The sequence below is a fragment of the Micromonospora sp. NPDC047756 genome, from assembly GCF_055587245.1.
This window is the reverse complement of sequence record NZ_JBVJGQ010000005.1, coordinates 577,785-598,000: the sequence shown is the minus strand read 5'-3', so window position 1 is coordinate 598,000 and position 20,216 is coordinate 577,785. Positions and strand designations below refer to the sequence as shown.

The window sequence follows — 20,216 nt, the reverse complement described above, 5'->3', positions numbered from 1 at the left end:
GCTCATCGGACCGCGCTGACCCGGCTCAGAGGATGCTGGGCACTTCGGTACTGATCGGTACCGGCACCACGGTGGGCCGGTCGGCGCGCAGCCCGGCGGCGAGCGCCGCGCCGAGTTGGTCGGGGGTCTGGGCCACCTGCGTGGCACAGCCGTAGCCGGCGGCGATCGCGACGACGTCCAACCCCGGCAGGTCCAGGCCCGGCACCCCGGGAGTGTGCTTCAGCTCGGCGAACGCCTTGAGGATCGCGTACTGCTGGTTGACCGGGACGACGACCACCACCGGCAGTGCCAGGCGCGCGGCCGTCCAGAGTGCCTGCACCGAATAGTGGAGGGATCCGTCGCCGATCACCGCCACCACCGGGCGACCGCGCCCGGTGTCCCGCTCGGCCAGGGCGATGCCGACGGCCGCGGGCAGGCCGTAGCCGAGGCCGCCGCTGGCCATCGTGAAGTACGACGCCGGGCGGCTGATCCGCAGCTGACGACGCAGCGCGGACAGATTGGATGGTGACTCCTGGACCAGCACGCCGTCGGGCGGCCAGTGTGCGGCCAGTGCGGCGAACAGGGCGTCGGCGCTGAGCGGGGTGGTGATCTCCGGCGGCGCGAGCGCGTCCCGCCGCCTCGGTGCCGGCCGGTCGCTCGGCGGCACCCCTTCGAGCAGCGCGGCCAGGGCCAGTCCCGGGTCACTGAGCAGGCTGTCACCGACCGGGGCCCGCGCGGCCTCGTCGGCGTCGTCGGTGATGTGCAGCAGGCGGGCCCCCTCGGGCAGGTGCCCGCCCGGCACGTACGGGTAGTAGCGGAACACCTGGGCGCCGACGACCAGCACCGTGTCATGCCCGTGCAGCGCCTCGGCGAGCGGACCGATCGCGTACGGCAGCACGCCGCGAAAGTGCGGGTGGTCCTCGGGGAACACCGCCCGTTCGGTGGCGGGCGCCGACCAGACCGGCGCGGCGAGCCGCTCGGCCAGCGCGACCGCCGTCGACCAGCTCGCGGAGCGGTCCACCCCCGGCCCGTACACGAGCACCGGGTTGCGGCTTTCGGCCAGCACCCGGACGAACTCCTCCAACCGCTGGGGGTCCGGCGCGAAGCGGGTGGCCACCGTTCGCGGCGCGGGCGGCGGGTCGGCCGGCTGGGCCCAGTCGTCCATCGGCAGGGAGAGGAAGACCGGCCCGGCCGGTGGCTGCACCGCCGTCGCGTACGCCCGCAGCACCGCCGCGGGGATGTCCTGCGCCCGGGCCGGCTCGTAGGACCACTTCACGTAGGGCTGCGGCAGTTCGGTGGGCCGGCGGCTGGCCAGCCGGGGTTCCAGGAGCAGCATCTCCCGGGTCTGCTGGCCGGCGGTGACGATCAGCGGGGTCTTGTTGTGCCAGGCGGTGACCAGGTTGCCCATGCCGTTGCCGGTGCCCGGCGCGGTGTGCAGGTTGACGTGGGCGGGCATCCCGGTGGCCTGGGCGTAGCCGTCGGCCATCGCGACGGCCGTCGCCTCGTGCAGCGCGTGGACGTAGTGGAAGTCGGCGGGGAAGTCCTGCAGGAACGGCTCCTCGGTGGAGCCGGGGTTGCCGAAGACAGTGGTCATACCGAGGGTGCGGAGCACGTCGTACGTCGCGTCCCGGACAGTAGCCATCGCACCCGCCTCCGTCTCGCGGGCAGGGGCAACCGCGCTCGCCCTCCCGATCAGCCGAATCTATCGGGATGTGACGGACCTTTCGGGCGTTTCTCGGCCGTCGGTGGCCCCGATTGGTCGATCACCGGGACGTCCGCCACCGGGTGCGTCTCAACTGTCCGATCACCCGCCGGTCAGACCTTAGCCAGCACCCAGCACGCAGGCTATGGTGCCAGGCATGGCGTTGACAGCGCGGCTGAACCCGATGCGGCGGGCGGATCCGGTCGATGACCGGCGCCCGGCGCGGGCTCACGGTTGACGGGTGTGTGGCATGCAGGGAGAGGGCCAGGCGATCGGCGGACGAGCGATGGAGTCGATGACCGGGCGGCTGCTGGTCGCGACTCCGGCGCTCAAGGACCCGAACTTCGACCGTACGGTGGTGCTGCTGGTCGCCCACGAGCCGGGCGGCGCGCTCGGCGTGGTGCTGAACCGGGCCACCGAGGTGCCGGTCGCCGAGGTGCTCGGTGACTGGAGCGACCTGGCCCGCCACCCGGCGGTGCTGTTCGAGGGTGGCCCGGTGCAGCCCGACTCGGCCATCTGCCTCGCCCGGATGCGGCACCCGATGCGCCGGGTGAAGGGCTTCCACCAGGTTTCCGGAGCGGTCGGCACGATCGACCTCTCGGTCGACCCGGAGCGGCTGCGGGAAAGCATCGGCGGCATCCGGGTCTTCGCCGGCTACTCCGGCTGGGGCAGCGGCCAGTTGGAGCAGGAGATCGCCGACGGGTCCTGGTTCGTGCTGGACGGGCTGCCCGGGGACGCCTTCGTCGACCGGCCCGACGACCTGTGGCCGATGGTGCTGCGCCGGCAGGGCGGGATGATGGCCGCGGTCGCGCACTTTCCGCCGGACGTGGCGCTCAACTGACCCGGCCGGGCGGGGGACCCCGCGAGATGACCATGCGGGCCGGTCTGTGTATAGTTTCCCAGTGCCCGGGCGACCGGGACGACAGCAAGGGGCCGTGGCGCAGCTGGTAGCGCACCACACTGGCAGTGTGGGGGTCAGGGGTTCGAGTCCCCTCGGCTCCACCCTTGAGAAACGCCCTGGTCGGGTAATCCGACCAGGGCGTTTCTGCTGTCTCTGGCGGTTTCCGGCGCAGCGTGGAGCCACCCCGACGCCCGCAGCCGCTGGTGCGCAGCGGGGCGGTGAACCTACGCTGACACCGACTGATGCGTCGGGAGGTGACCTTTGCTGGCTGGAGCGTTCATCTCGGTGGTCTACGCCCTCCTCGGGTGGCTTGTGGCGTTCACCGCCAGAGCGTCCCTGCGGCCTTCGGTCGACATGTTCCGCAGCCCCGGGGTGCGGACCGCCGCGACCATGAGATCACCCGAGCACTGGTACGCGGCGCACCGTCGGGTCGAGCGCCCCTTCTACCGGACCGGGATGCTGTTGGCGGTCGTCTCCCCGCTGCCGGTCGTCCTCGGTGCCGCCTTCGGTGATCCGCCGGTCATCGTGGCGGTCCTGGTGCTCGCCGTGCTGGTCGTGCCCTACCTGCTCTACCTGGGTCATGTCGGTAACCGTGCTGCGCTCGCGGTGGACGACGAGTCGTGAACGAGCCGGCACCCGCCCGGACGACAAAACGCCCTGACCGGGATCCGGTCAGGGCGTTCTTCGACTGTCAGGTCAGTGCGGGGGCTGGTTAGCCCTGGCGGCTCTTCCACTGCGGGTTGGCGCGGTTCACCACGACGACCCGGCCGCGACGGCGGACCACCACCGAACCCGGCTTCTGCTTGAGCGCACGCAACGAGCTACGTACCTTCATGTCTGCCTCCTCGGTGCTAGCGGTTCCGAGTATCGAAACGCCGCGCCCACCCGCCGGATTCCCGGCCGGTCGGCGTCGGACGGCTGTCGTACCGGTGGGTGGTTGGCCATCTCCGCAAATGGGACAAACAGTCCGTTTCCGCTCAGCCCAAATGGCGCTCGATCTCGGCCAACTCGTCGGCCGTGAAGTCGAGGTTGTCCAGGGCGGCGATGTTTGTCTCCAACTGCTCGACGCTGCTCGCCCCGATGATCAGGCTGGTCATCCGTGGGTCACGCAGCGCCCAGGCCAGCGCGAGCTGCGCGAGGGACTGGCCGCGCCCCCCGGCGACCGCGCCGAGCCCACGGATGGTGGCCATCTTCTCGTCGCTGAGATCGCTCTCGTTGAGGAAGACGCTGGTGCGAACCCGCGAGTCGGCCGGGATGCCGCCCAGGTAGCGGTCGGTCAGCAGCCCCTGCGCCAACGGGCTGTACGCGATGCAGCCCGCACCGACCTGCTCCAGCGTGTCGAGCAGGCCGTCGGCCTCGGTCCAGCGGTTGAGCATCGAGTACGACGGCTGGTTGATCAGCAGTGGCGTACCCAGCTCACGCAGGATCGCGGCGGCGCGCGTGGTCTGCTCCGAGTTGTAGTTCGAGATGCCGACGTAAAGCGCCTTACCGGAGCGGACGATGGCGTCGAGCGCCCCCATCGTCTCCTCCAGGGGGGTGTCCGGGTCGAACCGGTGCGAGTAGAAGATGTCGACGTAGTCCAGCCCCATCCGGCCCAGCGACTGGTCCAGCGACGAGATCAGGTTCTTGCGCGAGCCCCACTCGCCGTACGGGCCGGGCCACATCAGGTACCCGGCCTTGCTGGAGATGACCAACTCGTCCCGGTACGGCTTCAGGTCGGTGGCGAGCATCCGGCCGAAGTTCTCCTCCGCCGAACCGGGCGGCGGGCCGTAGTTGTTGGCCAGGTCGAAGTGGGTGACACCCAGGTCGAAGGCGCGGCGGACGATGTCGCGCTGCCGTTCGAACGGGCGGTCCGGACCGAAGTTGTGCCACAGCCCGAGCGAGACGGCAGGCAGTCGCAGGCCACTGCGTCCGCTGCGCCGGTAGGTCATGGTGTCGTAGCGGTCATCCGCGGCGAGGTAAGTCACGATCATGAGCCTAGCTCCGGCCCGCCCTGGCGTGGATCGGGCGTGGAAACCAGGACATCGGGGTAGTTTCGACGCCATGCGTTTCATTGCGCTCGACACCCCCAAACCGCTGTCCAAGATCGGGTTGGGCACCTGGCAGTTCGGCTCCCGGGAGTGGGGGTACGGCCCGGACTTCGAGCGGCAGGCGGCGCAGATCGTCCGGCGAGCCGTCGAGCTGGGCGTGACGGTCTTCGACACCGCGGAGATCTACGGCTTCGGGCGCAGCGAGCGCATCCTCGGCGCGGCCCTCGGCGACGACCGGCCGAAAGTCGTCGTCGCCAGCAAGATCCTGCCGGTGCTGCCGGTGGCCGCTGTGGTGCAGCAGCGGGCGGTCGCCTCGGCGGCCCGGCTCGGCGTCACCAGCATCGACCTCTACCAGCTGCACCAGCACAACCCGCTGGTCGCCGACCACACCACGATGCGCGGCATGCGGACCCTGCAGGACATCGGGCTGATCGGCGACGTCGGCGTGAGCAACTACGGGTTGCGTCGCTGGCAGATCGCCGAAGCGGCGCTCGGCCGGCGGGTGCTCAGCAACCAGGTCCGCTACAGCATGCTGGACCGCGCGCCCGAGCAGGACCTGCTGCCGTACGCGCGGCAGGCCGGCCGGGTGGTCATCGCGTACAGCCCGCTGGCACAGGGCTTCCTCTCCGGCCGCTACGACGCCAAGAACCCGCCGAGCGGTGCGGTCCGGCGTGCCAACCCGTACTTCCTGCCGGAAAACCTGGAGCGCGGTGCGGCTCTGATCGACACCCTGCGCCAGGTCGCCGACGCCCACGACGCCACCCCCAGCCAGATCGCGCTGGCCTACCTGCTGCGCCACCCGAACGTGCTGGCCATCCCCGGAGCGTCCGGGGTCGAGCAGATGGAACGCAACGCCGCCGCCGCGGACATCGACCTCGCCGACGACGAGCACACGGCGCTGGCCGAGGCGGCGAAACGCTTCCGCCCGATCACCGGGCTCGCCGCGATGCCGGCGATGCTGCGTGCCCGGTTCGGCAACCCAACCGGAAAGTGAGCACAGTGGACGACATCACCGCACTGATCCTGGACGACCACGCCGCCTTCCGGCGTGGTTTCGCCCGCCTCGACGACGCCCGCGACGAGCAGGAGATGCTCGCCATCTGGGACGCTCTCGCCCTGCACCTGGACATCCACGCCGAGGCGGAAGAGGCGATCCTCTACCCGCACCTGGTCAAGCACGGCGACGACGGCGAGGACGAGACCGCCGACGCGATCGGCGACCACAACAAGATTCGCGACGCCATCGCCGAGGCGAAACTGCACCCGGTCGGCTCGGACCGGTGGTGGGAGGCGGTCGGCACCGCCCGCCGGGAGAACAGCGAACACCTGGCCGAGGAAGAGGACGAGGCGCTGCCCGACTTCCGCCGGCACGCCAGCACCGAACTCCGCGCCGAGCTGGGCCAACGCTGGCTGACCTTCTACGGCGAGCACAAGTTCGGCCGCAACCTGCCGTTCCGCGACAAGGACCCGCAGCAGTACGTCGCCGACCACCGCTGACATCTCCCCGACGCGGGGGAGTCGGCGGGACCCGTCCGGGCCGCAGAATGACGGGGTGACCCTCCGAGCGGCGTGGGCCCCGCTGGTCGCCGGCACCACCTGGCGACGCGGCGTGTTCCTGCTGCTCGGCGGCGTGCTGGCACTGCCGTACGGGCTGCTCGCGGTGACCTTCGCGCAGATGCTCGCCGACTCGGCGATCCCCCGTCCCATGGTCTACGTCCTACTGGTCGTCGCCGTACTGATCGCCCTCGTCCCGTTGCTGCTGGACGGCAGTCGGGCCTTGGAGATCGCCGCCGTCCGGGCCCTGCTCGGCGTCGACCTGCCCGACCCCGCGCCCGGGCACCACGGCGACCGGGAGACCCGGCTGCGCAGCGCGCTCTGGATCGCCACCCACCTCATCGTCGGCGCGCTGGTGATAATCGGGCTGTTCAGCGCCCTGCCGATGGCACTGGCGTTCATCGCCCAACAGTTCGGCATCGGCACCGAACTGATCAGCCGGGAACAGTTCGGGCCCCTGGACGGAGAGGACGGCGGCTGGCTGACGGTGACCGGGGTGCTCCTGCTGGTCGTCCTCGGCTATGCCGTCGCCGGGCTCGGCGCGCTCGCCGGAATCATGGCGCCGGTGCTGCTCGGCCCGGCCCAGGCGGAGCGGATCGCCGCCCTCGAAGCGCGGGCCGCCCGGCTCGCCGAACGTAACCGGCTGGCCCGGGAGCTGCACGACTCCGTCGGTCACGCGCTGACCGTTGCCACTCTCCAGGCCGGGGCCGCCCGCGAGGTCCTCGACACCGACCCTGAGTTCGTCCGGCGGGCGCTCACCGCCATCGAGGACGTCGGGCGGACCGCGATGGACGACCTCGACCACGTGCTCGGGCTGCTCCGGGAGAACGGACGTGACCAGCCCGTGGTGGCGCCGCAGCGTACCCTCGCCGACCTGGACCGGTTGGTCACCGACGCCCGCGCGGCCGGCCTGGCCGTGCACGCGCAACGCGCCGGCGACCCGGCCCGGGTGCCGGCGGTGGTCTCCCGGGAGGGCTACCGGATCGTCCAGGAGGGACTCACCAACGCCGCCCGGCACGGCCGCGGGCCGGTGACGGTACGCGTGGACCTGCGCGGCGACGCGCTGGAGCTGGAGCTGACCAACGCGGTGCGCCACCCCGACCAGGGCCGGCCGGGGCGCGGCGGTCGGGGCCTGGACGGTATGCGGGAACGGGTGCTGCTGCTCGGCGGCCGGCTCACCGTGGGTCCGGACGGCGACCGGTGGCTGATTCGGGCCCGCCTGCCGTACGAGGAGACGACATGACCACCGGAGTGCTGATCGTCGACGACGACGAGCTGATCCGGGTGGGGCTGCGCGCCATCATCGACGCCCAACCCGACCTGCGTGTGCTCGCCGAAGCCGCCGACGGGGCCGAGGTGCCGCCGCTGGTCGCCCGGCACCGGCCCGACGTGGTGCTGATGGACGTACGGATGCCCGGCATCGACGGCATCCAGGCCACCCGACACCTGATGGCCACCTCCGCCGACCCGCCCCGGGTGCTGGTGGTCACCACCTTCGCCAACGACGAGTACGTCTACGAGGCGCTGCGCGCCGGCGCCTCGGGGTTCCTGCTCAAACGGGCCCGGCCCGCCGAGGTGGTGGAGGCGGTCCGGGTGGTCGCGGCCGGCGAGTCGCTGCTCTTCCCGGCCGCGATCCGCCAACTGGTCGGGGCGTACGGGCCGGCGGGCGGCGACCGGTTGAGCACCGCCCGGCTCACCGAACGGGAGGCCGAGGTGCTGCGGTTGATGACCACCGGCCGGTCCAACCCGGAGATCGCCGCGCACCTGGTGGTCGGGGTGGAGACGGTCAAGACGCACGTCGGCAACGTGCTGGCCAAGCTCGGCGTCCGCGACCGTACGCAGGCCGTCATCGCCGCCTACGAGTCCGGCTTCGTCACCCCGTCCGGCTGAACGGTCCCTCCATCGGGGGAGCGGGTTCACCACCGGCCGGGAGGGAATCGGGCGGCTGCCGGCCGAGGCTGAGAGCATGACGACGATCGATCACCCGCCACCCCGTACCGACTCCCGCTGGCCGGACCGGCTCGCTCCACTGGCCGCCGGTTGGCTCGGCCTGTGGGGCGTGCTCGCCCTGCTCAGCACGCTCACCGGCACCGGCTACCCGTTCGGCCCGAACGACCCCAACGGCGGCGACGTCAGCCTGCTCCGCCTGGTGCCGGTGGCGGTGGCCACCCCGCTCTTCGCCGGTGTGCTGCTCACCGCCGCGGTGGCCGCCCTGGCCATGAGCCGCCCGGCGGCGCGACCACCCGGCCCGCTGCGGGCGCTGCTCGCCGGCTACGGCTGGGCGGTCGCGTTCGCCCTTGTCCTGGTCGTGCCGGACGTCCGAGTGCTGATCGTCCTCGGCTACCTGCCGATACTCCTCGTCGGCGCGCCGTTCGGCTGGCCGCCCATCGACTACTCCGATGTCTTCAACTGGGCGCTGTTCGCCCGGTTCGCGGCGTTGGCCGGCGGGGTGCTGCTGGTCGGGGCGGTACTCGCCTGGCAGCGCCGTACCGCCGGGGCCTGCGTCGGCTGCGGCCGCGCCGACACCGGCCAGCGGTGGACCACCCCGGCCGCCGCCACCCGCTGGGGTCGGTGGGCCGCCGGCATCGCCGCGGTGATCCCCCTGACGTACGCGGTGACCCGGTTCGCCTGGGCGGCCGGCATCCCGCTCGGCATCTCCCGGGAGTTCCTGACCGAGATGCAGGACACCGGGCTGGTCTGGGCCGGGCTCGGGCTGGGCGCGTTCGCCACCGTCGGCGCGATCCTCACCCTCGGACTGGTGCAACGTTGGGGCGAGCGGTTCCCGCGCTGGATGCTCGGCCTGGCCGGCCGTCGGGTGCCGGTGAAGCTGGCGGTGGTGCCGGCCACCCTGGTCGCCGTCTCCGTGACCGCGGCCTCGCTCGGACTGCTCAGCAATCCCGAGTTCTGGCGGCTGACCGGCGGATTCAGCATGACCGGGGCGCCGATGCTGCTCTGGCCGCTGTGGGGCGTGGCCCTCGGCGTCGCCACGTACGCGTACCACCTGCGCCGTCGCGGTGCCTGCCGGCGTTGCGACCGCGGTTGAGGGTGGGCACGGGGGTGCCCTGATGCCCGGGGCGCCCCCGCGAATGTGAGCTAGCGTGGGTCGGGTGACTGCGCCTACCCCGGTAATCCCGGTTCCACCGGCCGACCTGCCCGGCACGCTCGGCGCGCTACGGGCGGCCGGTCACCAGTACCGCACCGTCAAGCAGGAACTCCGCGACAACCTCCTCGCCCGGATGCGCTCCGGCGAGACCCGTTTCCCCGGCATCGTCGGCTACGACGACACAGTGCTGCCCGAGGTCGAGCGGGCCCTGCTCGCCGGGCACGACATGGTGCTGCTCGGCGAGCGCGGCCAGGGCAAGACCCGGCTGATCCGCTCACTGGGCGCGTTGCTCGACGAGTGGACCCCCGTTCTGCCCGGCTCGGTGCTCAACGAGCACCCGATGCACCCGCTCACCCCGGCGTCGGTCGCCCAGGTCGCCGAGGCCGGTGACGACCTGCCGATCGGTTGGCTGCACCGCTCGATGCGGTACGGCGAGAAGTTGGCCACCCCGGACACCAGCGTCGGGGACCTGATCGGCGACGTCGACCCGATCCGCATCGCCCAGGGTCGTACCCTCGGCGACCCGGAGACCATCCACTTCGGGTTAGTGCCGCGTACCAACCGGGGCATCTTCGCCGTCAACGAGCTGCCCGACCTGGCCGAGCGGATCCAGGTGGCGCTGCTCAACGTGCTGGAGGAGCGGGACATCCAGGTTCGCGGCTACCAGCTGCGCCTGCCGCTGGACCTGCTCCTGGTGGCGAGCGCCAACCCGGAGGACTACACCAACCGGGGCCGGATCATCACTCCCCTCAAGGACCGGTTCGGCGCGGAGATCCGCACCCACTACCCGGTCGAGTTGGAGTTGGAGCTGGCGCTGATCCGCCAGGAGGCCGACCTGTTCGCCGAGGTGCCGGAACACGTGCTGGAGGTGCTGGCCCGCTTCGCCCGCGCCGTCCGGGAGTCACCGTCGGTGGACCCGCGCTCCGGTGTCTCCGCCCGCTTCGCCATCGCCGCCGCCGAGACGGTCGCCGGTGCCGCGCTGCGTCGCGCCGGTCTGCTCGCCGCCTCGGACACCCCGGACGGACGCCCCGAGGCCGCCGTCGCCCGCGTCGGCGACGCGGTGTCGGTGACGAGCACCCTGCGTGGCAAGGTCGAGTTCGAGAGCGGCGAGGAAGGCCGGGAGACCGAGATCCTCGCGCACCTGCTGCGTACGGCGACCGCCGAGACGTTCCGGGCCCGCCTGGCCGGGCTGGACCTGTCCGGGTTCACCGCCCTGGTCGAGGACGGCGCCGCGATCGAGACCGGCGAGTTGGTCAGCGCCGCCGAGCTGCTGCGTCAGGTCGGCACCGTACCCGGGCTGGCGAAGGTCCTGGACCGGCTCGACCTGGGCGACGCGCCCACCTCGGAGGAGGCCGCCGCCGCCGTCGAGTTCGTGCTGGAAGGGCTGCACCTGACCCGCCGGCTCGGCAAGGACGTCACCGACTCGGGGCGCACCGTCTACGGCGGCCGGGGCTGACCGTGGCCGGTAACCGGTTCCGTTACGGGCAGTGGAACGGCGGGCCCGACCCGCTCGCACCCCCGTACGACGTGCGCGAGGCGGTGGACGCGGTCGGTGCCGAGGTGCTGGCCGGCGGCAGCCTGCGGGAAGCGCTGCGTGATCTGCTGCGCCGTGGCCCGCAGGGACGGGGTGGCCTGGACGACCTGGCCGCCCGGGCTCGACGGCTGCGCCGGGAGGCGCTGCGCAGGGGCGACCTGGACGGGGCGGTGACCCGGGCCCAGGCCCTGCTCGACCAGGCCCTCGCCGCGGAGCGGGACGAGCTGCGGGGCCGCGACGACGACGCCGCGCGGTTCGCCGAGGCGGTGCTGGACAATCTGCCGCGCTCGACGGCGCGGGCGGTGGAGGAGCTGTCCGGCTACCGGTGGGCCAGCGACGATGCCCGCCGCGCGTACCAGCAGATTCTCGACCAACTCCGCGACGACGTGCTCGGCCAGCGCTTCGCCGGGATGCGCGACGCGGTGCGCGCCTCCGCCGACCCGGCCGCCCAGCAGCGGCTCGCCGAGATGATGGGCGATCTGAACGACCTGCTGGCCCGGCACGGTCGCGCGGAGGACACCACCGACGCGTTCGCGGAGTTCATGCGCCGACATGGCGACTTCTTCCCGGAGAAGCCGGCGAACGTCGACGAGTTGATCGACGTGCTGGCCCGCCGGGCGGCGGCCGGTGAGCGGCTGATGAACTCGCTCTCCGAGCGGCAGCGTGCCGAGCTGACCGGTCTCATGCAGCAGTCGCTCGGCGACCGCCTCGCGGGGGAGTTGTCCGCGCTCGACGCGAACCTGCGCGCGCTGCGACCCGATCTGCGCTGGGGGCGGGGCGAGCGGGTCCGCGGCGACCAGCCGCTGGACTACGCCGACGCGGCCGGCGCGCTGGGTGAGATCGGCGACCTGGACGACCTGTTGGACCAGCTCGACCAGGAACACCCGGGGGCGACCCTCGACGACGTGGACGTCGACGCGGTGGCGCGCACGCTGGGCCGGGACGCGGCCGACGACGTTCGCCGGCTGCGTGACCTGGAGCGGGAGTTGCGCCGCCAGGGTTGGGTCAGCCGGGACGCGGAGGGGCTCACCCTGAGCCCGAAGGCGCTGCGCCGACTCGGCGGGACCGCGCTGCGGCAGGTCTTCGCCGAGCTGACCGCCGGGCCGCGTGGCCAGCACGACCTGCGCTCGGCCGGTGCGGCGGGCGAGGTCAGCGGCGCGTCCAGGCCATGGCAGTACGGCGACGAGCAACCGTTGGACGTGGTCCGCACGTTGACCCGGGCGGTCAGTCGGGCCGGGCCGACGGTCCCGGTGCAGCTCGCGGTGGACGACTTCGAGGTGGTGGAGACCGAGAGGCGCGCCTCGGCCGCTGTGGTGCTCTGCGTCGACCTGTCGTACTCGATGATCTCGCAGGGTCGTTGGGGGCCGATGAAGCAGACGGCGCTGGCGTTGGCGCACCTGATGGAGACGCGCTTCCCACAGGACGCGCTGCAGATCGTGGGCTTCGGCCGGGAGGCGATGACGCTCACCCAGCAGGAGTTGGCGGCCGTGGAGCCGGACATGGAGCAGGGCACCAACCTCCAGCACGCGCTGCGGTTGGCGGGCCGGCACCTGCGCCGGCACCCGGACGCCGAGCCGATCGTGTTGGTGGTCACCGACGGCGAGCCGACGGCGCACCTTGACCCGGACGACGGGGAGGCGCTCTTCCACTGGCCGCCGCTGCCGGAGACGATCGAGGCGACGGTCCGTGAGGTGGACCGGCTGAGCCGTTACGGTGCCACGCTCAACCTGTTCATGCTCGGTGACGACCCGGGCCTGCGACGCTTCGTCGACGCGGTGGCCCGCCGCAGTCGGGGTCGCATGTTCACGCCGGACACCGACGACCTGGGCGAGTACGTGGTCAGCGACTACCTCCGCTCCCGCCAATCCCGCCGCTAACTCCCGCCGCGGCGGGTTGACTGGGGGGATGGAGAGCGGGGGATTGCGGCGGGCCTACGGTGCCCTGTTAGCGGAGGTCGACGCCGGCGGGTTCGGTCCGGCCCCGGAGGGGCAGCTCACTGCCGAACAGATCGTCGCGCATCTGGTCGCCAACGACGAGCTGATGATCCACGCCACGGAGGCGTTGCTGGCCGGGTCGCCGTTCGCGTACTACGAGTTGGAGGAGGACGTGCACCGCCCGCAGCTCGACGCGCTCGCCGCCGAGCAGGGTGGCCTGCGTGGCCTGACCGCGCTGCTGCACGGCACCAGCGACCGGCTGTGCGGGCTGGTCGACCAGCTCGGCCTGGCCGCGGAGACCCCGGTCGAGACGCACCTCCGCGAGGGCTTCGACCTCGTCGTCGACGAGCCACTGCCCTGGTCCCGCACCCTGGACCTGCACACCCGGGTGCACCTGCCGAAGCATCAGTCCCAACTGCACCTGCTCCGCTCCTGAGCGGCGGCGGTCCGGGCGGCTGCTGATCACTGTGACCCGGCGCGGGGCGCCGTGGTCTGTTGAAGCGGCGGCGGGCCGGGCGGCGGCTGATCAGTGTGACCCGGCGTGGGGTGCCGTGGTCTGTTGAGCGTGATGTCTGTGAGTCATCTTGATGACCCACAGACATCACGCTCTCAAGTAGTGCTGCCCCGCCCCGCCCCGCCCCGCCCCGCCCCGCCCCGCCCCGAGCGAGCCCTGCCCCGTGCTCCTGCTCTACGCGATCTTGCACTTACTGTCCCCGCTATTGGGGCATACCGCGCATACAAACGACCGAAAGTGCAAGATCGCGGGCGTGGGGCGTGGGGCGTGGGGCGTGGGGCGTGGGGCGTGGGGCGTGGGGTGCGGTGTGGGGTGTGGGGCTTGGGGGTGCAGCGCGCGGGTGCAGGCCCGGGGCCGGGGCATGGCGTGGGGTGGGGTGGGGTGGGGTCAGGGTTTGGCTGGTTCGGGGCGGGGGTGGAAGGTGCGGCGGTAGGTGGACGGGGCCACGCCGATGCGTTGGTGCAGTTGTTGACGTAGGGCGGCGGTGGTGCCGAAACCGCAGCGGTGGGCGATCTGGTCGACGGTGAGGTCGGTCGTCTCCAGCAGCAGTCGCGCGTGGTCGGTGCGCTGGTGCAGCAGCCACTGCGCCGGGCTCAGGCCGGTCTCCGACCGGAAGCGTCGGGTGAAGGTGCGCACGCTCATCCGTGCCTGCTCGGCCAGGTCGCGTAGCGCGATCGGTTCGTGCAGCCGCTGCCGCGCCCACTCCCGGGTGCCCGCCGTGCTGGTGTCGGTCGCCTTGGGTACCGGCTGCTCGATGTACTGCGCCTGACCGCCGTCGCGCCACGGCGGCATGACGCAGCGGCGGGCCGCCCGGTTGGCCACCTCGCTGCCGTGGTCGAGGCGGATGACGTGCAGGCAGAGGTCGATGCCGGCGGCGACTCCGGCCGAGGTGAGCACCCGGTCGTCGGCGATGAAGAGCACGCCCGGGTCAAGGTCCACCCGGTCGTGCAGGCGGCGGAACTGCTCGGCGTACGCCCAGTGGGTGGTCGCCCGCCGCCCGTCGAGGAGTCCGGCGGCGGCGAGCACGAACGCTCCGGTGCAGATCGACATGATGCGGGCACCCCGGTCGTACGCCGCGCGCAGCGCCTCGGTCACCTCCGGCTTCACGGTGCCCGAGGACAGGACGGTGCCGTCGTGAATGCCGGGGACGATCACCGTGTCGACGGTGTCGAGCAACTCCAGCCCGTGGTCGGGGAGCACCTGGAAGCCGGCCGTGCTGCGTACGGGCTGCCCGTCAGGGGTGCACACCCGGACGTCGTAGAAGGGTGTCCCGTCGGCGGCCCGGGCCGTGCTGAAGACCTGGGACGGGGTGCCGAGGTCCAGGCCGACCACCTGGTGCAGGGCGAGCACGGCGATCCGGTGCGGGCGAACGGTCATGGCCCGATTATTGCGCATGATGGCTTTCCGGCCACTCGTCGAGGTGGGTGGACCGGCTCAGACTTGGCCGGTGACCAAGAACCGCCGTCTGCATCCCGCCTGGCTGGTCGCCGCCGTCGCCTTCGTGGCGCTGGTCGGCGCGGCCGGCTTCCGCGCCACCCCGTCGGTGCTGCTGCACCCACTGCACGAGGAGTTCGGCTGGCCGCTGGCCACGATCTCCGCGGCCGTCTCGGTCAACCTGCTGCTCTACGGGCTGACCGCGCCGTTCGCGGCCGCCCTGATGGACCGGTTCGGCATCCGCCGGGTGGTCTCGGTGGCGTTGCTGCTGGTCGCCGCGGGCAGCGGTCTGACGGTCTTCATGACCGCCAGTTGGCAGCTTCTGCTCTGCTGGGGCGTGCTGGTCGGGCTGGGCACCGGCTCGATGGCGCTGGCGTTCGTGGCCACCGTCACCGGCCGTTGGTTCGTGCACCGGCGGGGCCTGGTCACCGGAGTGCTGACCGCCGGCGGGGCGGCCGGGCAACTGGTGTTCCTGCCACTGATCGCCATCCTGGTACGCGATCACGGCTGGCGTACCGCCGCACTCGTGGTGGCCGTGGCGGCGCTGGCGGTCGTACCCCTGGTGGTGTGGCTTTTGCGCGAGCACCCGGCGGATCTCGGTCTGCCCGCCTACGGGGCGACCGAGGTCGTCGCGGCGCCGCCGGCGACCGGCGGCGCGGCGACCCGAGCGCTCGGCGCGCTGGCCACCGCGGCCCGGACCCGACCGTTCTGGCTGCTGGCCGGAGGCTTCGCGATCTGCGGGGCGACCACCAACGGCCTGGTCGGTACCCACTTCGTGCCGGCCGCGCACGACCACGGCATGGCCCAGACCACGGCGGCCGGGTTGCTCGCCCTGGTGGGACTCTTCGACATCGTCGGCACCATCGCCTCCGGCTGGCTCACTGACCGGGTGGACAGCCGGCTGCTGCTCGGCCTGTACTACGCGCTACGCGGGTTGTCCCTGCTGGTGCTGCCGAGCCTCTTCTCCGGCACGGCCGAGCCGAGCATGTTGGTGTTCATCGTCTTCTACGGCCTGGACTGGGTGGCCACGGTGCCGCCGACGGTGGCGCTGTGCCGGGAGTACTTCGGTGGCGCGGGCGCTGTGGTGTTCGGCTGGGTGTTCGCCGCGCACCAACTGGGCGCGGCGGCCGCCGCCACCGGCGCGGGCCTGGTCCGGGACCGGCTGGGCGACTACGCGATGGCCTGGTACGTGGCGGGCGCGCTGTCGATCGGGGCCGCCGGGCTGTCGTTGCTGTTGCGCCGCCGACCGGGCCGAGCGGTGCCGGAGGCCGTGCTGCTGGCCGCGACCGCGCCCAGGGCGTGGAGCTTCCGGGGTTGACCCGCGCTGAACCTGACGGCCGCACGGGACGTGCGACGCGTCGGCCGGTCAGCTCAGGGTCCACTGCTGGGCCGGCCGGCCGTCGCACTGTCGCTGCCGGATGTCGTCGCCCGCCTCCACGGCGTCGTCGTCGGCCTGGGCGCACCTGTTGCTGTGCGCGGCGATGAGCAGGACCGCGCTGGTGCCGGTCCCGCCGAACCGCCACTGCTGGTTGGCCCCACCGTGGCAGGGGAACTGCAGCAACCGCGCGCCGTCGTCCTGACTGCCACCCTCGACGTCGAGGCACTGCCCGTACGCGGCGTTGGTCAACGTCAGCACACCCGTGCCGGCCGGGCTGACCACCCACTGCTGCTCCGGGGTGCCGGTGCACACGGCCAACTCGGCCTTGGCCTCCTTGCCGTCACCGTCGAGCCCCAGGCAGAGGCCCGAGGCGGCGCGCAGCACCCGGGGCCCGGTGGGCGGTGCGGCCGGCGTGCTGGCCGACGGGGTGGGTGACGGCTCGGCCGGCGCGGTCGGGCTCGGCTCGCCGGCCGGCTCGCTGGGCTGCGCCGCGCTGGACGGCGTACCGACCGATGCCGGCACGGAAGGCTCGTCGTCACCGTCGAGCAGCCCGGTGGCGAAGACGACCCCCAGGAGTACGCCGACGGCCCCGACCGCCGCCGCGACGCGCAGCAGCGGATCGGCCAGCGGGCCGGAGCGCGGTGCCCGGTGCCCGCCGTAGACGGTGCCGGCGGGGTCGGGGCGTTCCTCGGGCGCGGACATACGCGCCATCCTCACCCACGACGTCGCGCCGGAGCCAGCCCGGCGGTGCGGGGGGCGGCGAGGCTCAGCGGGTGGGCTGCTCGTCGGTGACGTCGGCCACCGTGGCGTCGAGGGCGGCGATCGCGGTGTCGGCGTCGATCGCGATGGCGAGACCCCGCTCGCCGGCCCCCAGGGTGATCTCCCGGCCGCGCAGTCGCTCGTCGGCGACCACCGGCCAGGCGGTGCTCGCGCCGAACGGGGTGATGGTGCCGCGTTCGTAGCCGGTGGCGGCCAGTGCGCCCGCCGCGTCCGGCATGGAGAGCCGGTGCACCCCGAGCAGGGCGCGAAGCTTGGGCCAGGAGATGACCCGGTCGCCGGGGGTGAGCACGAACAGGTGATCGTCTTCGCCGCGCCGGACCACAATCGTCTTGACCACGTCGGGGACGCTCACGCCCCGGGCGGCGGCGGCCTCCGCGAGGCTGCCGACGGCACCGTGGCTGACCAGCCGATACGGCAGTTGGGCGGCGTCCAGGGCGGTGATCGCTGGCGATGGCATGCCCGCCACGGTAGCCGTCGGGCCTGCCACCGGACGGGAAACTGCCACCGCCGACATCCCACGGTTTCCAAGAGGCGAGCGTAAGGTGATCACATGCGCGCTGAGCGTGTGGATCACCCCATTGACCATGATCAAGCGGTGGACACGCTGCGACGGTCGTACGCCGCGGTGCCCACGGGCGAGCCTGTCCGGCTGGCCAAACGCACCTCCAACCTGTTCCGCCCCCGGTCCGCTCCCCGGACTCCGGGGCTCGACGTGAGTGGCCTGAACGGCGTGCTGTCGGTCGATCCGACCGGCCGCACCGCCGACGTGCAGGGCATGTGCACCTACGAGGATCTGGTCGACGCGACGCTGCCGCACGGCCTGATGCCGCTGGTGGTGCCGCAGTTGCGCACCATCACGCTGGGCGGCGCGGTGACCGGCCTCGGCATCGAGTCGACCTCGTTCCGCAACGGCCTGCCGCACGAGTCCGTCCAGGAGCTGGACGTGCTCACCGGCTCCGGCGAGATCGTCACCGCCCGACCCGACGGCGAGCACGCCGACCTGTTCACCGCGTTCCCCAACTCGCTGGGCAGCCTCGGCTACGCCACCCGGCTGCGCATCGAGCTGCAACCGGTCGGCCGGTACGTGTCGTTGCGCAACGTCCGGTTCACCCAACTGGAGGCGCTGACCGACGCGATCGCGGAGGTGACCGCCACCCGGTCCTGGGCCGGCGAACCGGTGGACGCGATGGACGGGGTGATGTTCAGCCCCGGCGAGGCGTACCTGGTCTTCGCCACGTTCACCGACGGGGCCGACCCGCCCAGCGACTACACCGGTCAGTCGATCTACTACCGCTCGCTGCGCCAGCGCACCCGCGACGTGCTCACCGCGTACGACTATCTGTGGCGCTGGGACACCGACTGGTTCTGGTGCTCGTCGGCGTTCGGCGCGCAGCACCCGGTGGTGCGCAGGCTCTGGCCGGCGCGTTACCGGCGCAGCGACTTCTACCACCGACTGGTCCGGCTGGAGCACCGCCACCAGGTGGCGGCCCGGATCGACCGGCTGCGCGGGCAACCGGCCCGGGAGCGGGTCGTGCAGGACGTGGAGATCCCGCTGGACCGTACGGCCGACTTCCTGCGCTGGTTCGCAGGCAGGGTGGGGATGAACCCGGTGTGGCTGTGTCCGTTGCGACTGCGTGAGCCGGCGGGGCCCGGTTCGGCGCGGTCCTGGCCGCTGTATCCGCTTCGGCCCGGGCAGGACTACGTCAACATCGGGTTCTGGGGGAGCGTGCCGATCGCGCCGGGCGCCGCCGACGGCGACGTCAACCGCACGATCGAACGCAGGGTGTCGGAGTCGGGCGGGCACAAGTCGCTCTACTCCGATGCGTACTACGACCGGGACGCCTTCGATCGCCTCTACGGCGGCGACACGTGGCGCGCGGTGAAAGACCGCTACGACCCGGACCACCGGCTGACGGGACTGTACGAAAAGGCGGTAGCACGAGCATGAGCCTGACCGACAGAGATCAGGGGGCGGCGAGCGTCCCCGCCACCCCGCCGGCGGGGGGCCGGCACACGGGTCCGACCGTCGCGGATGTCGTTCGCGCGGTCACCACGGGGCCGTTGCCGGTGCGGATCACCGGGTACGACGGCAGCGCCGTCGGCCCGTCCGACGCCGGCATCACCCTGGCGATCCAAACTGAGCGTGGGCTGTCGTACCTGCTCACCGCGCCCGGCGACCTGGGCATGGCCCGGGCGTACGTCAGTGGCGACCTGGCGTTGCAGGGCGTGCACCCGGGTGACCCGTACGAGGCGTTGCGGGTGCTCAAGGACGAGCTGCGGTTACGCCCACCGTCGCTGGCGGAGGGGTTGGCGCTGGTCCGTGGGCTGGGCTGGGAGCGGCTGATGCCGCCGCCGGCGCCGCCGCAGGAGGCGCAGCCCCGCTGGAAGCGGGTGGTGAACGGGCTGCGGCACTCGCGGGTGCGGGACAGCACGGCCATTTCGCACCACTACGACGTGTCGAACGCCTTCTACGAGAAGGTTCTCGGCCCGTCGATGACGTACACCTGCGCGGTGTTCCGGTCTCTGGACGACACGTTGGAGCAGGCCCAGGCGGCGAAGTACGACCTGGTCGCCGGCAAGCTGGCGCTGAAGAAGGGGATGCGGCTGCTGGATGTCGGGTGCGGCTGGGGCGGCATGGTGCGGCACGCGGCCCGCGAGTACGGCGTCAAGGCGCTCGGGGTGACCCTGTCGAAGGCGCAGGCGCAGTGGGCGCAGGCCGCGATCGAGCGGGAGGGGTTGACCGAGCTGGCGGAGGTGCGATACCTCGACTACCGGGACGCGCCGGCCGAGCAGTTCGACGCCATCTCCTCGATCGGGCTGACCGAGCACATCGGGGTGCGTAACTACCCGACCTACTTCGGGGCGCTGCGCACCCGGCTGCGCCACGGTGGGCGGCTGCTCAACCACTGCATCACCCGCGCGGACAACCGCGCGCCGCACCGCTCGGGAGCGTTCATCGACCGGTACGTCTTCCCGGACGGTGAGCTGGCCGGTCCGGGTCGACTGGTCAGTGAGGTGCACGACGCCGGGTTCGAGGTGCACCACGAGGAGAACCTGCGCCAGCACTACGCGCTGACGCTGGCCGCCTGGTGTCGCAACCTGGTCGAGCACTGGGACTTCTGCGTCTCGGAGGTGGGCGCGGGCACCGCCCGGGTGTGGGGGCTCTACATGGCCGGGTCGCGGATGGCGTTCGAGCGCAACGGCATTCAGTTGCACCAGGTGCTGGCCACCCACAACGGCCCGAACGGCGTGAGTGGCTACCCGCTGCGACCGGACTGGTTGCCCTGATCACCCGCTGACCGTCGCCTGAAGCCGCGTCGAGAGAAAGTCGGCGCGGCTTCTCGCGAAGCGATTGACAAACAAATTTTGTACG

The 20,216-nt window shown here is 72.3% G+C and carries 19 protein-coding genes and 1 tRNA gene; 14 read left to right on the top strand and 6 right to left on the bottom strand.

Features of this window, described 5'->3' with window-relative positions:
- Positions 1-25: 25 nt before the first annotated feature.
- Positions 26-1,621 (bottom strand): benzoylformate decarboxylase, encoded by a 1,596-nt coding sequence (gene mdlC / locus ACZ6NZ_RS19455; RefSeq protein WP_465859414.1) that lies wholly within the window; start codon positions 1,619-1,621, stop codon positions 26-28.
- A 310-nt stretch (positions 1,622-1,931) separates the two neighbouring features.
- Between mdlC and ACZ6NZ_RS19450 the strand changes: the two genes are divergently transcribed.
- The 3 genes from ACZ6NZ_RS19450 (at position 1,932) to ACZ6NZ_RS19440 (ending at position 3,206) form a co-directional block, all read left to right on the top strand.
- Entirely contained in the window at positions 1,932-2,522 is a 591-nt protein-coding gene (locus tag ACZ6NZ_RS19450; RefSeq protein ID WP_112582369.1) for a YqgE/AlgH family protein, read from the top strand.
- Between the two features lie 88 nt (positions 2,523-2,610).
- Positions 2,611-2,683, top strand: a tRNA-Ala gene (locus ACZ6NZ_RS19445).
- A gap of 160 nt (positions 2,684-2,843) precedes the next feature.
- Entirely contained in the window at positions 2,844-3,206 is a 363-nt protein-coding gene (locus ACZ6NZ_RS19440) for an SdpI family protein (RefSeq protein ID WP_465859413.1), read from the top strand.
- 88 nt (positions 3,207-3,294) lie between these two features.
- Here ACZ6NZ_RS19440 and ACZ6NZ_RS19435 read toward each other — a convergent pair whose 3' ends face one another.
- Both ACZ6NZ_RS19435 and mgrA read right to left on the bottom strand, forming a co-directional pair.
- The gene (locus ACZ6NZ_RS19435) at positions 3,295-3,417 is read right to left on the bottom strand and encodes a 50S ribosomal protein L36 (protein WP_030490864.1); all 123 of its coding nucleotides are present in this window, start codon (positions 3,415-3,417) and stop codon (positions 3,295-3,297) included.
- A gap of 142 nt (positions 3,418-3,559) precedes the next feature.
- Entirely contained in the window at positions 3,560-4,555 is a 996-nt protein-coding gene (gene mgrA / locus ACZ6NZ_RS19430; RefSeq protein ID WP_465859412.1) for an L-glyceraldehyde 3-phosphate reductase, read from the bottom strand.
- Between the two features lie 70 nt (positions 4,556-4,625).
- Here mgrA and ACZ6NZ_RS19425 point away from each other — a divergent pair, with 70 nt between their 5' ends.
- From ACZ6NZ_RS19425 to ACZ6NZ_RS19390, 8 genes are all read left to right on the top strand, one after another.
- On the top strand, positions 4,626-5,606 hold the full coding sequence (locus tag ACZ6NZ_RS19425; protein WP_465859411.1) for an aldo/keto reductase: 981 nt from the start codon (positions 4,626-4,628) through the stop codon (positions 5,604-5,606).
- A 5-nt stretch (positions 5,607-5,611) separates the two neighbouring features.
- Positions 5,612-6,109 carry a hemerythrin domain-containing protein gene (locus tag ACZ6NZ_RS19420; protein ID WP_465859410.1) on the top strand — a complete coding sequence of 166 codons (498 nt, stop codon included), beginning with the start codon at positions 5,612-5,614 and terminating at the stop codon, positions 6,107-6,109.
- Positions 6,110-6,164: 55 nt separating this feature from the next.
- Positions 6,165-7,409 carry a sensor histidine kinase gene (locus tag ACZ6NZ_RS19415; RefSeq protein WP_465859409.1) on the top strand — a complete coding sequence of 415 codons (1,245 nt, stop codon included), beginning with the start codon at positions 6,165-6,167 and terminating at the stop codon, positions 7,407-7,409.
- Entirely contained in the window at positions 7,406-8,056 is a 651-nt protein-coding gene (locus ACZ6NZ_RS19410) for a response regulator transcription factor (protein ID WP_355005536.1), read from the top strand. The genes ACZ6NZ_RS19415 and ACZ6NZ_RS19410 overlap by 4 nt, the downstream gene beginning before the upstream one ends.
- A 76-nt stretch (positions 8,057-8,132) precedes the next feature.
- Positions 8,133-9,209 carry a hypothetical protein gene (locus ACZ6NZ_RS19405; RefSeq protein ID WP_465859408.1) on the top strand — a complete coding sequence of 359 codons (1,077 nt, stop codon included), beginning with the start codon at positions 8,133-8,135 and terminating at the stop codon, positions 9,207-9,209.
- A 55-nt stretch (positions 9,210-9,264) separates the two neighbouring features.
- The gene (locus tag ACZ6NZ_RS19400; RefSeq protein WP_357206932.1) at positions 9,265-10,725 is read left to right on the top strand and encodes a sigma 54-interacting transcriptional regulator; all 1,461 of its coding nucleotides are present in this window, start codon (positions 9,265-9,267) and stop codon (positions 10,723-10,725) included.
- A gap of 2 nt (positions 10,726-10,727) precedes the next feature.
- On the top strand, positions 10,728-12,680 hold the full coding sequence (locus ACZ6NZ_RS19395) for a VWA domain-containing protein (protein ID WP_465859407.1): 1,953 nt from the start codon (positions 10,728-10,730) through the stop codon (positions 12,678-12,680).
- A gap of 28 nt (positions 12,681-12,708) precedes the next feature.
- Entirely contained in the window at positions 12,709-13,173 is a 465-nt protein-coding gene (locus tag ACZ6NZ_RS19390; protein WP_465859406.1) for a hypothetical protein, read from the top strand.
- A gap of 465 nt (positions 13,174-13,638) precedes the next feature.
- Here the strand turns inward: ACZ6NZ_RS19390 and ACZ6NZ_RS19385 are convergent, their stop codons facing one another.
- A complete protein-coding gene (locus ACZ6NZ_RS19385; RefSeq protein ID WP_465859405.1) occupies positions 13,639-14,646 on the bottom strand; it encodes a GlxA family transcriptional regulator in 1,008 nt (335 codons plus the stop codon).
- Position 14,647: 1 nt separating this feature from the next.
- Between ACZ6NZ_RS19385 and ACZ6NZ_RS19380 the strand changes: the two genes are divergently transcribed.
- Positions 14,648-16,003 (top strand): MFS transporter, encoded by a 1,356-nt coding sequence (locus ACZ6NZ_RS19380; RefSeq protein WP_465859404.1) that lies wholly within the window; start codon positions 14,648-14,650, stop codon positions 16,001-16,003.
- Positions 16,004-16,051: 48 nt separating this feature from the next.
- On the opposite strand, the gene ACZ6NZ_RS19375 is transcribed toward ACZ6NZ_RS19380, so the two are convergent.
- Positions 16,052-16,765 carry an RICIN domain-containing protein gene (locus ACZ6NZ_RS19375; RefSeq protein ID WP_465859403.1) on the bottom strand — a complete coding sequence of 238 codons (714 nt, stop codon included), beginning with the start codon at positions 16,763-16,765 and terminating at the stop codon, positions 16,052-16,054.
- Between the two features lie 64 nt (positions 16,766-16,829).
- The gene (locus ACZ6NZ_RS19370) at positions 16,830-17,300 is read right to left on the bottom strand and encodes an aminoacyl-tRNA deacylase (protein WP_366610492.1); all 471 of its coding nucleotides are present in this window, start codon (positions 17,298-17,300) and stop codon (positions 16,830-16,832) included.
- 93 nt (positions 17,301-17,393) lie between these two features.
- On the opposite strand from ACZ6NZ_RS19370, the gene ACZ6NZ_RS19365 reads away from it, so the two are divergent.
- The gene (locus ACZ6NZ_RS19365; RefSeq protein ID WP_465859402.1) at positions 17,394-18,791 is read left to right on the top strand and encodes an FAD-binding oxidoreductase; all 1,398 of its coding nucleotides are present in this window, start codon (positions 17,394-17,396) and stop codon (positions 18,789-18,791) included.
- Positions 18,788-20,131, top strand: a complete 1,344-nt coding sequence (locus ACZ6NZ_RS19360; protein WP_465859401.1) for a class I SAM-dependent methyltransferase — start codon at positions 18,788-18,790, stop codon at positions 20,129-20,131. Before ACZ6NZ_RS19365 ends, ACZ6NZ_RS19360 begins: the two co-directional genes overlap by 4 nt.
- The last annotated feature ends 85 nt before the right edge of the window (positions 20,132-20,216 follow it).

Bases quoted from the DNA above. Each gene is read 5' to 3' on its own strand.
- ACZ6NZ_RS19360 (WP_465859401.1), top strand. From the start codon at position 18,788: ATGAGCCTGACCGACAGAGATCAGGGGGCGGCGAGCGTCCCCGCCACC.
- ACZ6NZ_RS19385 (WP_465859405.1), bottom strand. From the start codon at position 14,646: ATGCGCAATAATCGGGCCATGACCGTTCGCCCGCACCGGATCGCCGTG.
- ACZ6NZ_RS19380 (WP_465859404.1), top strand. From the start codon at position 14,648: ATGGCTTTCCGGCCACTCGTCGAGGTGGGTGGACCGGCTCAGACTTGG.
- mdlC (WP_465859414.1), bottom strand. From the start codon at position 1,621: ATGGCTACTGTCCGGGACGCGACGTACGACGTGCTCCGCACCCTCGGT.
- ACZ6NZ_RS19375 (WP_465859403.1), bottom strand. From the start codon at position 16,765: ATGTCCGCGCCCGAGGAACGCCCCGACCCCGCCGGCACCGTCTACGGC.
- ACZ6NZ_RS19435 (WP_030490864.1), bottom strand. From the start codon at position 3,417: ATGAAGGTACGTAGCTCGTTGCGTGCGCTCAAGCAGAAGCCGGGTTCG.
- ACZ6NZ_RS19405 (WP_465859408.1), top strand. From the start codon at position 8,133: ATGACGACGATCGATCACCCGCCACCCCGTACCGACTCCCGCTGGCCG.
- mgrA (WP_465859412.1), bottom strand. From the start codon at position 4,555: ATGATCGTGACTTACCTCGCCGCGGATGACCGCTACGACACCATGACC.
- ACZ6NZ_RS19410 (WP_355005536.1), top strand. From the start codon at position 7,406: ATGACCACCGGAGTGCTGATCGTCGACGACGACGAGCTGATCCGGGTG.
- ACZ6NZ_RS19365 (WP_465859402.1), top strand. From the start codon at position 17,394: ATGCGCGCTGAGCGTGTGGATCACCCCATTGACCATGATCAAGCGGTG.
- ACZ6NZ_RS19390 (WP_465859406.1), top strand. From the start codon at position 12,709: ATGGAGAGCGGGGGATTGCGGCGGGCCTACGGTGCCCTGTTAGCGGAG.
- ACZ6NZ_RS19425 (WP_465859411.1), top strand. From the start codon at position 4,626: ATGCGTTTCATTGCGCTCGACACCCCCAAACCGCTGTCCAAGATCGGG.
- ACZ6NZ_RS19450 (WP_112582369.1), top strand. From the start codon at position 1,932: ATGCAGGGAGAGGGCCAGGCGATCGGCGGACGAGCGATGGAGTCGATG.
- ACZ6NZ_RS19370 (WP_366610492.1), bottom strand. From the start codon at position 17,300: ATGCCATCGCCAGCGATCACCGCCCTGGACGCCGCCCAACTGCCGTAT.